We start from the raw sequence: 12,715 nt of genomic DNA, 5'->3' as shown, positions 1-12,715 counted from the left end.
GGTGGGGCCCTCCGGGGGCCGGGTCGCGACGCCCGCGCGGCGGGGCGGGCAGCCACCAGGAGCGGCGCCAGAGCAGTACGGCCGCCACGAGGGTCTGGCCGATCAGCCAGGCCGCGCCGGCGCCGGTGATGCCGAGCACCGGCAGCAGCAATTCGGTCAGCGCCAGCACCACGAGCGAGAGCCCGGCGAGCACGCCGACCACGACGCCCATCCGGCGCCGGGCCCGCGACAGCGCGACGACCGTGGTGTTGAGCAGGTTCGGCAGCGCGGAGAGGGCGAGCAGCCACAGGACGACCGTGCCGTGGCGGGCGTACCCGGCGCCGAACAGGCGCAGCACCCACGGCGAGACGGCGATCAGCAGCACGACCGCCGCCACGAGCACCCGGCCGGAGTGCCGGAGCACCCGCCGGTAGTCGTCGAGCCGGGTGATGTCCCGGGCGGACTCCACGACCAGCGAGTAGCCCATGTTGGAGCTGAAGCAGTACAGCGCGAACGGCACCATCCAGGCCAGTGAGAAGTACGCGCTGTCGGCGGCGCCGAGGCGGTTGAGCACGATCACGGGGGGCAGGTTGACCGCCGCCAGCCAGCACATCGCACCCACGTAGTCCGCGGAGATGTAGCCGAGGGTCGGCCTCGAGGTGTCCGCGCCGGCCGTGGGCGCGGCCCGTTCGTGCCGGGGCAGGGCGCGGCCGAAGATGAAGGCGCTCGTCACGACGAGCGCGAGCGCGATGCCGACCATCCAGGAGAGGAGGATCCCGTTCTGCGCACCGACGGCGGCGAACACGACCAGCAGCCCGATCTTCTCGATCGAGAAGAGCCCGTTCTCCAGGGCCACCCAGTCCGCTCGCCGAAGGCCGGTGAGGACGCCGTCCTGGAGGTTGAAGATCGCGTAGCCGGCGGTCGCCACGACGAAGCAGAGGCCCAGCCCCCAGGTGCGCAGGAACCCGAGCCCGGGTGAGAGCACCGGGATCAGCAGCACCAGCCCGGCGGCGAAGACCAGGGTGACCAGCGAGGCCGCGAGATAGGCCAGCCCCACCAGCCGCCCGGTGCGCGGCCCGGCGGAGGGCACGAAACGGACCATGGCGTTGGCGAGGTTCAGCTGCCCCACCCCGCCGAGGAACATCATCGCGGAGACCGCGGCGTAGTTGCGGCCCACGGTGGCGGGGCTGTACCAGTGGGCGCCGAGTGCCCAGTACAGGGCGCCGAAGAGTGAGGTCAACAGCGAACTGAGGGTGAGCAGATGGGCGTTGCGCAGTAACGGGTCGTAGCGCCCGGCGGAGGTGAGGACCGCCCTGCCCCGCGATCGCAGCGATCGGACGACGGCGGCCGACGCGCGGGCTCCGTTGCTCACCACCAGCAGCTCCCGTCCTCGGCCTCCCGGCCTCGGACGCGGCCCGGAGCCGGTATGGGCCAGCCCGCCCATTTTATGACCCGCCACCCGGTCGGCGCCCGGCCGCGGCGGGGGAGTGCGCTGCGGCGGGGGAGTGCGTGGGGCGTGGGGAGTGCCGCGGCCGGGCGGGGGTCCGCGGGCGCACCTAGCCTGGAAAGCGGGGGCTGGCGGACTCACCGGAGAGGAGCGACCGTGCCATGCCCAGGACGCCTCCCGCCGGTGTCGAGGTGACCAGTCCGGCACCGCGCGAGCTGTGGTGGGAACTGATCGAGCGCGATGACGGAGCGCTGGTGACGCAGACACCGACCTGGCTCGACTGCCTCTGCGACGCCCGGCCGTTGGCGGACGCGAGTCGGCTGTACCGGTTCGACGGCGGGCGGCAGGTCCTCGTCCCGCTGGTTCGTCGCCGCGGCTGGGCCACCCGCATGCTGGCGGAGGAGTCCTGGCCCGGGTGGGGTGTCGGCGGCGCCGTCGTGCCGGACGGACCACCCGACCCGCAGGAGGCCCGGCTCGTCTTCGAGGATCTCGCGGACCGCCCCGCACTGCGGGTCGCCGTACGGTTCGACCCCCGGTCCGCCGCGGTCTGGAACGCGACCGTTCCGGACGCCTTCGCGGCCTTCGACCGCACCACCTACCTCCTCGACCTGGAGGGCGGCTTCGAGGAGGTATGGGCCCACAGCTTCCGCCCGCAGGTGCGCCGGGGCGTGCGACAGGCCGAACGCGCGGAGGTACAGGTCGAGGTGGGCCGGGGCGGGCGGTTGGTGCCGCAGTTCCGGCGTCTCCACCAGGAGTCGGTCGCCCGCTGGGCCGAACAGCAGCACGAGCCGCTGGCCCTGGCCCGCTGGCGCCATCGGCGGGAGGAACCGCCGCGCCTCCTGGAAGCGGTCGCGGAGCGCTTCGGCGCCTCCTGCGCGATCTGGCTGGCCAGCTGCGGCGGGGAGCCGGCCGCCGCGATCGTGGTGCTGCGGCACGGCACCCACACCAAGTACTGGCGTGGGGCGATGGACCGGCGCCTGGCGCATCCGGTCCACGCCAACCACCTCCTGCACCGGCTCGCCGTCGAGGACGCGTGCGCGGCCGGGAGCCTCGTCTACGACATGGGCGACGCCCGGCCCGACTCCTCGCTGGCCGCGTTCAAGCAGAGCTTCGGCGCACGGCCGGTGTCCTCCCCGGCCTACTACCGCGAGCGCCTGCCGCTGACGGCAGCGGACCGCCGACTGCGCGGCGTGGTGAAACGGGCCATCGGGTTCCGCGACGCCTGACGGCCGGAACCGCTGCCGGCCGGCTTCGCCTTCGGGTGGGATGCTCGGGCGACCGGCCGTACTCGGGCGGGGTGTTCAGCCGACCAACCGGGAGAGTTCGATCGAGTGCCCTGTCCGCTCCACCTTCGCCGTCAGGTACCGGACGTTGCTCGCCGACAGGTGTACGCCCGTCGGCACCCGGTGCCGCACGGTGATCCCGAGGTCGGCCAACTGCGCCGCCTTGTCCGGGTTGTTGCTCAGCAGGTCGATGCCGCCTGTCCCATCTGTCCCATCTGTCGCGCTCGTCGCGCCCGTCGCGTCCGTGACGCCGAGCGCGGTGAGCATCTGGGCGGCGGCGGTGTAATCCCGGCCGTCCTCGGGCAGGCCGAGCGCGGTGTTGGCGTCGTACGTGTCCAACCCGGAGTCCTGCAGGGCGTACGCGTCGAGCTTGTTGTAGAGCCCGATGCCCCGGCCCTCCTGGCGCAGGTAGAGCAGGTACCCGCCGGCCTCGCTGATCCGCTCCACCGCCTCGCGCAGCTGCGGCCCGCAGTCGCAGCGGTCCGAGCCGAAGACGTCCCCGGTCAGGCACTCGGAGTGCAGTCGCACCAGCGGCGTCCCGCCTTCGGGGACCGTGCCGAGGGCGAGTGCGAGGTGCTCGGCGCCGTCGGCGAGGCCGTGGAAGGTGAAGACCTCCGCCTCGGCGCGGTAGCCGTCGGGGAAGGTCAGCGGGATGCGCACTCGCGAACGCACCGTGGTGGGGCCGGGCAGCGGCATGGAACGGGCCTCCGTCGATCAGGGGTGGACCGGGCTGGATCGGATGTCGACCGTACTCGTTAGTTCCAATTTGAACAACTGGATACCGACGGTGCCCGCCGCGATCACGAGGCGCAGAACACCCGCCCCGCCCCGTCTGTTCCCGCGACCGTTCCCCGCCGGCTTCCACCATGTGGATGGCGCGTGGACGAGGGGGTGGACACTGCGAGACTTCCCCCGTTTCCTGGGCACGGGAACGCCCGCGCACGACCACCGACAACGACGGAAGGTCCTGATCAGATGCCCATGAGCCGCCCCGCCTCCACCCCCGACACCGCGATCCGGCCGCGCTTCGACGCCGAACAGCGGGCGGTCGAGGCCCTTTACGCGGACGTGGTCCGCCGCAACAAGGGCGAGACGGAGTTCCACCAGGCCGTCCACGAGGTGCTGGAGACCCTGGCCCCGGTGCTCGCCCAGCGGCCCGAACTCCTCGACGCCCGGATCATCGAGCGGATCTGCGAGCCCGAGCGGCAGCTGATGTTCAGGGTGCCGTGGACGGACGACTCCGGCGACATCCACGTCAACCGCGGCTTCCGGGTGGAGTTCAGCAGCGCCCTCGGCCCGTACAAGGGCGGGCTGCGCTTCCACCCCTCGGTCAACCTCGGCATCGTCAAGTTCCTCGGCTTCGAGCAGATCTTCAAGAACGCGCTCACCGGGCTGTCGATCGGCGGCGGCAAGGGTGGCGCCGACTTCGACCCCAAGGGCCGCTCGGACGCCGAGATCATGAGGTTCTGTCAGTCCTTCATGACCGAGCTCCACCGCCACCTCGGTGAGCACACCGACGTGCCGGCCGGAGACATCGGCGTCGGCGGCCGCGAGATCGGCTACCTCTTCGGCCAGTACAAGCGGATCACCAACCGCTACGAGTCCGGCGTGCTCACCGGCAAGGGCCTCGGCTGGGGCGGCGCGCAGGTCAGGACCGAGGCCACCGGCTACGGCTGCGTGCTGTTCACCGCCGAGATGCTGCACAGCCGCGGCGAGAGCCTGGACGGACGCCGGGTGGTCGTCTCCGGCTCCGGCAACGTCGCGCTCTACGCGATCGAGAAGGCGCAGCAGCTCGGCGCGACGGTGCTGACCGCCTCCGACTCCTCCGGCTACGTGGTGGACGAGAAGGGCATCGATCTCGACCTGCTCAAGGAGGTCAAGGAGGTCCGGCGCGGTCGGGTGTCCGAGTACGCCGAACTGCGCGGCAGCCACGTCCGGTTCGTCGAGGGATCAAGTGTGTGGAGCGTGCCCTGCGAGGTCGCGCTGCCCTGCGCCACCCAGAACGAGCTGACCGAGGCCGACGCGCTCGCGCTGGTGCGGAGCGGCGTGCTCGCGGTCGCCGAGGGCGCCAACATGCCCACCACGCCGGAAGCGGTGCGGGTGTTCCAGGAGGCCAGGGTGGCCTTCGGCCCGGGCAAGGCGGCGAACGCGGGCGGCGTTGCGACCAGTGCGCTGGAGATGCAGCAGAACGCCTCGCGCGACTCCTGGACCTTCCAGCACACCGAGGAACGGCTGGCCGGGATCATGAAGCACATCCACGACTCCTGCTTCACCACCGCCGAGCGCTACGCCCACCCCGGCGACTACGTGGTGGGCGCCAACATCGCGGGCTTCGAGTTGGTCGCGGACGCGATGCTGGCCCAGGGCCTGGTCTGACCAGCCTTTCCCGCCGCTGACCCGGCGATCGGCATCCGGAGATCGGTACCGGCGATCGGCACCCGGCAATCGGTACCCGACCGGAGCGGGCACCGATTGTCGGGTACGGCAGGGTGGGTCCTTCCTACGGTGATCAGCAAGGAAGGACGGGGCTGGGATGCTGGAGCACCTGAACCGGGCGATGGAGCACATCGAACGGCAGCTGGACTTCGAGGTCGACGTGGCCGAGCTGGCGAGGATCGCGATGACGTCGGAGTACCACTTCCGGCGGCTGTTCTCGATGCTCGCCGGGATATCGCTGTCGGAGTACGTCCGGCGTCGGCGGCTGACCGTCGCGGGGGCCGAAGTCCTCGACGGCGAGCAGACGTTGCTCGACATCGCGGTCCGGTACGGGTACACCTCGGGCGAGGCCTTCGCCCGGGCGTTCCGGGCGATGCACGGGGTCGGGCCGGGGGAGGCCCGGCGCGACGGTGCGGTGCTCACCTCCCAGCCCCGGATGTCCTTCCGACTCGTCGTGGAAGGAAGCAGCAGTATGGAATACCGAATCGTCGAGAAGCCGGATTTCCGGATCGTCGGCAGGAAGGCCCGGGTCACCCTGATCTACCAGGGGGTCAACCCGGGGATTGCCGAGTTCATCAAGGGGCTCGGCCAGGAGGCCGTCGAGCGGATCACGGCCCTCACCGGGCCGGACCCGGCCGGCATCGTGTCGGTGACCGACGACTACTCGCCGAACCGCGAGGAGGGGTCCGAACTCACCTACTGGCACGCGGTGGTGGCGCGCGAGGACGCCGTCGTCCCGGAGGACCTGGACGTGCTCGAGGTGCCGGCCGGCACTTGGGCGGTGTTCCGCAACACCGGGCCGTTCCCGCAGGCGCTGCAGGAGATGTGGGGGCACGTGGCCAGCCAGTGGTTCCCGTCCAACCCGTACGAGGCCCGGCCGGGCCCGGAGATCCTGCAGACCCGCTTCGTCCCGGGGGCGGCCGACGCCGAGGCGGAGCTCTGGATCCCGGTGTCGCGGGCTCTGCGGAGCTGACGGGGCTGCGGCCGGGCGGCCTGCGGCTTGAGGGGCTGCCCGCCCGGCGGCCCGAGGGTGGACAGCTGACAACTGACAGATGACGTTCAACAGATGACAGCTGACAGATTTCGAACTCTGTCAGCTGTCATCTGTCATTCGTCCGCCCTCCGCCCGCCCCCGTTCGGCCCACCAGCGCCCGTCCCCGGCCCTTCCCGCCCCGCATCCTGGGCGGGAAGGGCCGGGGGCCGAGAACGAGCTGGAGAGCAGACGCCATGAAGCAGACCTCCGTGACCACCGACGCGCCCTGCTGGGTCGAGCTGGGCACCGCCGACCCGGCCGCCGCCAGGGCCTTCTACCGCGAGCTGTTCGGCTGGCTGGAGGACGACGGCGGGCGCCCCGAGGACGGCGACTACATCCGGATGCTCCTGAAGGACACCCCGGTCGCCGCGATCACCCCGCGCTACGCGCCGGGGCAGCCGACGGCCTGGACGGTCTGCTTCGCGGTCGCCGACGCCGACGCCACCGCGGCGAGGATCGTGGACGCCGGCGGCACCCTCCTGAAGGAGCCCACCGACGTGCGCGACCACGGCCGGTTCGCGGTGGCCGCCGACCGCTCCCACGCGGTGTTCGTCCTCTGGCAGGCCGGCGCCTTCAAGGGCGCCGGGGTGTTCAACGAGCCGGGCTCGCTCGGCTGGGTGGAACTGCTCACGCGCGACCCGGCCGGCGCGACCGCCTTCTACCCGGCGGTCTTCGGCTGGTCCGTCGCGCCCTCCGAGCACTACACGCAGTGGGGCCTGGCCGGTCAGGACTTCGGCGGCATGCTGGTGATGGACGACGGCTTCCCGCCGGAGGTGCCGCCGCACTGGCTGCCGTACTTCTCGTGCGCCGACGCCGACCTCACCGTCAGCCGGGCGGTGGCCCTGGGCGGGGACGTGCTGATGCCCGCCTTCTCGATGGCGGGCGGTCGGCGGATCGCCGTGCTGCGCGATCCGCAGGGCGCCGCCTTCGGCATCTACCGCGCCCCCGCCGAGGGCTGAGCCGGGCGCCGGGCGGCGCGCGGGCGCCGTCCCGCCACCGCGGCCACCGCGGCCCCCGCCGTGATCAGCAGCGCTCCCGCCGGCACCACGTCGCCGACGCGGTCGTACCAGGTCAGCGTGTCGGGCGCGGTGAGCGGCAGCCGGACGGTCAGTGTGCCGGTGCCGTCGGTGCCGAGCCGGGCGAGCTCCCGGCCCTGGGCGTCGAAGGCCGCCGAGACGCCGGTCAGCGAGGCCTGGACGGCCGGCCGCCCGGTCTCGGCGGCGCGGATCGCCGCCAGCGAGACGTGCTGCTCGGGCGCCCAGGTGTGCTGGAACGTCGAGGTCGAGGACTGGTAGACCAGCACCCGGGCGCCGTCCCGCGCGGCGGTGCGGGCCATGTCGGGGAAGGCCGACTCGAAGCAGATCAGCGCTCCGACCGGCAGCGGTGCGCCCGTCCGGTCGGTGGCCGGCAGCACGTGGAAGGCGGTGCCTGGCGCCCGGTTCTCGCCCGCCGCCCGACTGACCCCGGCGATCCAGCCGAGCACCGGTCGCAGCGGGATGTACTCGCCGAACGGCACCAGCCGGATCTTTCGGTAGCGGTCCACCACGCCCGCCGGGGAGACCAGCACCGCGTCCTTGGAGATCCGCCCGTCCGCCTTGCGGGCGTCCTCCCCGGCCATCACCTCGGCGCCGGTGGTGACGGCGAGCCGGCGCAGGGCGTCCAGGGCGGCCGGGTCGCGGTCGAGGTCGGCGGTGGTGCTGCTCTCGCCCCACACCACCAGGTCCACCGGCTGACCGACCAGGTCCGCGGTGGCCCGGGCGCTCGCGTCGAAGCGGGCCTGCGGGTCCTCGACGATGCCGGGCTGGACCAGCGCCGCCGTGACCGCCCCGGCCCCGGCCGGTGCCTCGCCCAGCGCGAACAGCAGCGGACCGGAGGCCAGGACCAGCACCGCCGCCGAGGCCGCGACGGCCCGCGGCCGCCAGTGCACCGAGGTCAGCACGATCAGCACCCCGGTGTTCACCGCCGCCACCGCCGCGCTGACCAGCCAGATCCCGCCCGCCGAGGCGAGTCCGAGGATCGCCGGGTGCTGCCACTGGGTGGCGCCGAGCAGCGCCCACGGCCCGCCGAGCGCATGCCAGGACCGCGCGTACTCGGTGCTCACCCACACCGCAGGGACGACCAGCAGCGCGAGCAGCGCCCGACGGGTGGTCAGCGGCGGGCGCAGCAGCCGGTGCACCGCGTACCCGAGCGGCGCCTGCAGCGCCCCGAACAGCACGGCGAGCACCGGCAGCGCCGGTCCGACGGAGGGCACCAGCCAGTACATCGCGGTCAGGATGAACCCCGCCCCGAACCACCACCCGCGCACCGCGGCCTCCCGCCCCGACGGCGCCCGCTGCGCGAGCAGCAGCCCCGGGACGAGGGCGACCCAGGCGAGCCAGGCCTGCCCGGGCGCCGGGAACGCGAGCACCGGCACGGCCCCGGCCGCCAGTGCGCCGAGCCGCGCCCGGTACCGGTGCGGCGCGCGCGGCTCAGCCTGCTCCCGTTGCTCCCGTTGCTCCCGTTGCTCCCGTTCCTCGTTTTTCTCCGCGTCCTCCGCTTTCCCTGCTTCGGCTGCGGGGGTCGTGCTCAGGGCTGGGCTGGTGGGACCGATGCGGCGCGACATGCCCCGTATTGTCCGCTTGGACGGCGTAGCCCACCAGTGTTCCCGTCACCCGAATGGACGACGGGAACACCAACAGGGCGGTGGCGACCCACCTTTCGAACGGCGCCGGAACGGCGGGCCTCAGCCCTCGCCGCCCTCGCCGCCCTCCAGGTCCCCCTCGGTCTCCAGGAACGCGGCCTGCAGCTGGGCGATCAGCTCCGGGTCCGGCTGCTCCCACAGCCCGCGGCTCGCCGCCTCCAGCAGGCGTTCGCTGATCCCGTGCAGCGCCCACGGGTTGGCGCCCGCGAGGAACTCCCGGTTGACCGGGTCGAGCACGTACTCCTGGGTCAGCTTCTCGTACATCCAGTCCGCGACCACGCCCGTGGTGGCGTCGTACCCGAACAGGTAGTCGACCGTCGCGGCCATCTCGAAGGCGCCCTTGTAGCCGTGTCGGCGCATTGCCTCGATCCAGCGCGGGTTGACCACGCGGGCACGGAAGACGCGGGCGGCCTCCTCGGTCAGCGTCCGGGTGCGGACCGTCTCCGGGCGGGTGGAGTCGCCGATGTAGGCGGTCGGCGCCTTGCCGGTGAGGGCGCGGACGGTGGCCACCATGCCGCCGTGGTACTGGAAGTAGTCGTCCGAGTCGGCGATGTCGTGCTCGCGGGTGTCGGTGTTCTTCGCGGCGACGGTGATCCGCTTGTACGCGGTCTCCATCTCCTCGCGGGCCGGCCGCCCGTCCAGCCCGCGCCCGTACGCGTAGCCGCCCCAGACGGTGTACACCTCGGCGAGGTCGGCGTCGGTGCGCCAGTCCCGGCTGTCGATCAGCTGGAGCAGGCCGGCCCCGTACGTGCCCGGGCGGGAGCCGAAGACGCGGACGGTGGCCTTGCGCTCGTCGCCGTGGACGGCCACGTCGGCCCGGACGTGGGCCCGGACGAAGTTCTGCTCGTCGGCCTCCTCTTGGGCGGCGGCCAGGCGCACCGCGTCGTCCAACAGGGCGACGACGTGCGGGAAGGCGTCGCGGAAGAAGCCGGAGATGCGCAGCGTCACGTCGATGCGCGGGCGGCCCAGCTCCTCCAGCGGGATCGGCTCCAGGCCGGTGACCCGGCGGGAGGCCTCGTCCCAGACCGGGCGGACGCCGAGCAGGGCGAAGGCCTCGGCGATGTCGTCGCCGGCGGTGCGCATCGCGCTGGTGCCCCAGAGCGAGAGGCCGACCGAGGGCGGGTAGGCGCCGTCGTTGTCGGCGGTGTACCGCTCGACCAGCGAGGCGGCGAGCGCCTGGCCGGTCTCCCAGGCGAGCTTGCTGGGGACGGCCTTCGGGTCGACCGAGTAGAAGTTGCGGCCGGTCGGCAGGACGTTGACCAGGCCGCGCAGCGGCGATCCGGACGGGCCGGCCGGGACGAAGCCGCCCTGCAGCGCGTGCAGCACCGCGTCCAGCTCGTCGGTGGTCGCGGCCAGGCGCGGCACCACCTGGGCGGCGGCGAAGGCCAGCACCGCCCGGACGGCCTCCTGGACGGTCTCCGGCAGGTCGGCGGTGACCTTCTCGACCGCCTCGGGTGCCCAGTCCGCCGCCTCCATCGCCTCGACCAGGGCGCGGGCCTCGGCCTCGGCCGCGTCGGTGGCGCCGAGTGTCAGCGCGGCCTCGTCCAGGCCGAGCGCCTCGCGCAGGCCGGGCAGTGCGCTGACGCCGCCCCAGATCTGCCGGGCGCGCAGGATGGCGAGCACGATGTTGACCCGGTCGGTCCCGGTCGGCGCCTGGCCGAGAACGTGCAGGCCGTCGCGGATCTGGGCGTCCTTGACCTCGCAGAGCCAGCCGTCGACGTGCAGCAGGAAGTCGTCGAAGCCGTCGTCCTCGGGGCGCTCGTCCAGGCCGAGGTCGTGGTCGAGCTTGGCCGCCTGGATCAGGGTCCAGATCTGGGCGCGGATGGCGGGCAGCTTGGCCGGGTCCATCGCGGCGATGTTGGAGTGCTCGTCCAGCAGCTGCTCCAGGCGCGCGATGTCGCCGTAGGAGTCGGCGCGGGCCATCGGCGGGACGAGGTGGTCGACCAGCGTGGCGTGGGCGCGGCGCTTGGCCTGGGTGCCCTCGCCCGGGTCGTTGACCAGGAAGGGGTAGACCAGCGGGAGGTTGCCGAGGACGGCGTCCGGGCCGCACTCGGCGGACAGCGCGGCGGTCTTGCCGGGCAGCCACTCCAGGTTGCCGTGCTTGCCGAGGTGGATGACGGCGTGGGCGCCGAAGCCGCCGTCCTCCTGTGCGGCCTCGATCCAGCGGTAGGCGGCCAGGTAGTGGTGGCTCGGCGGCAGGTCGGGGTCGTGGTAGATCGCGACCGGGTTCTCGCCGAAGCCGCGCGGCGGCTGGATCAGGACCAGCAGGTTCCCGGAGCGGATCGCGGCCAGCACGATGTCGCCGTCCGGGTTCTGCGAGCGGTCGACGTACAGCTCGCCGGGCGCCGGGCCCCAGTGCTCCTCGACCTGCTCCCGCAGGGCCTGGGGGAGGGTGGCGTACCAGCGGCGGTAGTCGGCGGCGGGGATGCGCACCGGGTTGCGGGCCAGCTGGTCCTCGGTGAGCCAGTCCTGGTCGTAGCCGCCGGCCGCGATCAGGGCGTGGATGATCGCGTCGCCCTCGTGGCCCTCCTCGGTGCCCTCGTCCAGGCCGGGCAGGCTGTCCCCGAGGTCCATGCCCTCCTCGCGCAGCCGGTGCAGCAGGCGGACGGCGCTGGCGGGGGTGTCCAGGCCGACGGCGTTGCCGACCCGGGCGTGCTTGGTGGGGTACGCGGACAGCACCAGCGCGAGGCGGCGCTCGGCGGCCGGGACGTACCGCAGCCGGGCGTGGCTGACGGCGGTGCCGGCGACCCGGGCGGCGCGCTCCGGGTCGGCGGCGTAGACGGTCAGGCCGTCCTCGTCCAGTTCCTTGAAGGAGAACGGGACGGTGATCAGGCGGCCGTCGAACTCCGGCACGGCGATCTGGGTGGCGGTGTCCAGCGGGGACAGGCCGTCGTCGCTGCTCTCCCACTGGGCGCGGGACCAGGTCAGGCAGAGCGCCTGCAGGATCGGGCGGTCCAGTGCGGCGAGCGCGCCCGCGTCCCAGGCCTCCTCGTCGCCGCCGGCCTGCGCGTCGGCCGGGCGGGTGCCGCCGGCGGCGAGCACGGTGGTGACGATCGCGTCGGCCTCGCCGAGCGCGGCCAGCAGCTCGGGCTCGGCGCCGCGCAGCGAGGCGCAGTAGTAGGCCTTGGCCCGGGCGCCCTGGTCCTCGACGGCCCGGCAGAGCGTCTCCACGAAGGCGGTGTTGCCGCTCATGTGGTGGGCGCGGTAGTAGAGCACCGCGACCGTCGGACCCACGGACGTACGGGCCTCGCGCTCCAGCGGGCCCCAGGCCGGCGCGGAGGCGGGCGGGGCGAAGCCGTGGCCGGTCAGCAGGACCGTGTCGGAGAGGAAGGCGCCCAGCTCGGCCAGGTTGGCCGCGCCGCCGTGGGCGAGGTAGGCGTGCGCCTCGGCGGCGATGCCGGCCGGGACGGTGGACAGCTCCATCAGCTGGGCGTCGGGGGCCTGCTCACCGGTCAGCACCACCACCGGGCGGGGGCCGGCCAGCAGCGCGTCCAGGCCTTCCTGCCAGGCACGGCGCCCGCCGAGCAGGCGGACCACGACGAGGTCGGTGCCCTCCAGCAGCGCGGGCAGGTCCTCGGGGGTGAGCCGGGCCGGGTTGCCGAGCCGGTAGCGCACCGGGCCCTCGGAAGCGCGGGCACTGAGCAGGTCGGTGTCGGACGTCGACAGCAGCAGGATCATGAGAAGGCCCTCCCGGCCTCGAGGGTGGCCAGGACGGCCGTGAAGTCGGCCGGGACGGCCTGGATGCGGGCCGGAGCCGTCGTACTGACGGCAGAGTCGGCCGTGGTGACGGCCGTGGACGCGTGCGCGGGCATGCGACAGCGCTGGTGCATTTCTGCCTTCCTCGGGGTCCGCGCCCC

9 protein-coding genes are annotated in these 12,715 nt (G+C 73.4%); 5 read left to right on the top strand and 4 right to left on the bottom strand.

Features of this window, described 5'->3' with window-relative positions; all coding sequences use genetic code 11:
* Positions 1–464: 464 nt before the first annotated feature.
* Complete coding sequence (locus ACIBEC_RS00440) at positions 465–605, top strand: hypothetical protein (RefSeq protein WP_360489845.1); 141 nt, start codon at positions 465–467, stop codon at positions 603–605.
* 982 nt (positions 606–1,587) lie between these two features.
* Positions 1,588–2,652: a GNAT family N-acetyltransferase gene (locus tag ACIBEC_RS00435; RefSeq protein ID WP_360489843.1), complete on the top strand. Its 1,065-nt coding sequence runs from the start codon at positions 1,588–1,590 to the stop codon at positions 2,650–2,652.
* Between the two features lie 75 nt (positions 2,653–2,727).
* On the opposite strand, the gene ribA is transcribed toward ACIBEC_RS00435, so the two are convergent.
* On the bottom strand, positions 2,728–3,405 hold the full coding sequence (ribA, locus tag ACIBEC_RS00430; protein ID WP_360489841.1) for a GTP cyclohydrolase II: 678 nt from the start codon (positions 3,403–3,405) through the stop codon (positions 2,728–2,730).
* 279 nt (positions 3,406–3,684) lie between these two features.
* On the opposite strand from ribA, the gene gdhA reads away from it, so the two are divergent.
* The 3 genes from gdhA to ACIBEC_RS00415 all read left to right on the top strand — a co-directional run bounded on the left by gdhA (position 3,685) and on the right by ACIBEC_RS00415 (position 7,137).
* On the top strand, positions 3,685–5,085 hold the full coding sequence (gene gdhA, locus ACIBEC_RS00425) for an NADP-specific glutamate dehydrogenase (protein WP_360489839.1): 1,401 nt from the start codon (positions 3,685–3,687) through the stop codon (positions 5,083–5,085).
* Between the two features lie 157 nt (positions 5,086–5,242).
* The gene (locus ACIBEC_RS00420; protein ID WP_360489837.1) at positions 5,243–6,118 is read left to right on the top strand and encodes an AraC family transcriptional regulator; all 876 of its coding nucleotides are present in this window, start codon (positions 5,243–5,245) and stop codon (positions 6,116–6,118) included.
* 254 nt (positions 6,119–6,372) lie between these two features.
* Entirely contained in the window at positions 6,373–7,137 is a 765-nt protein-coding gene (locus tag ACIBEC_RS00415; protein WP_360489835.1) for a VOC family protein, read from the top strand.
* Here the strand turns inward: ACIBEC_RS00415 and lnt are convergent.
* The 3 genes from lnt to ACIBEC_RS00400 form a co-directional block, all read right to left on the bottom strand.
* Positions 7,113–8,780 carry an apolipoprotein N-acyltransferase gene (gene lnt, locus ACIBEC_RS00410; protein ID WP_360489833.1) on the bottom strand — a complete coding sequence of 556 codons (1,668 nt, stop codon included), beginning with the start codon at positions 8,778–8,780 and terminating at the stop codon, positions 7,113–7,115. The genes ACIBEC_RS00415 and lnt overlap by 25 nt on opposite strands.
* Positions 8,781–8,900: 120 nt before the next feature.
* On the bottom strand, positions 8,901–12,536 hold the full coding sequence (gene cobN, locus ACIBEC_RS00405) for a cobaltochelatase subunit CobN (RefSeq protein WP_360489831.1): 3,636 nt from the start codon (positions 12,534–12,536) through the stop codon (positions 8,901–8,903).
* Positions 12,533–12,688, bottom strand: a complete 156-nt coding sequence (locus tag ACIBEC_RS00400) for a hypothetical protein (RefSeq protein WP_360489829.1) — start codon at positions 12,686–12,688, stop codon at positions 12,533–12,535. Before ACIBEC_RS00400 ends, cobN begins: the two co-directional genes overlap by 4 nt.
* Positions 12,689–12,715: the final 27 nt, after the last annotated feature.

It is taken from the genome of Kitasatospora sp. NPDC051164 (genome assembly GCF_044455625.1).
Taxonomy (GTDB): domain Bacteria; phylum Actinomycetota; class Actinomycetes; order Streptomycetales; family Streptomycetaceae; genus Kitasatospora.
The sequence above is the reverse complement of the archived record's forward strand: the minus strand, read 5'-3'. Positions and strand labels throughout refer to the sequence as shown.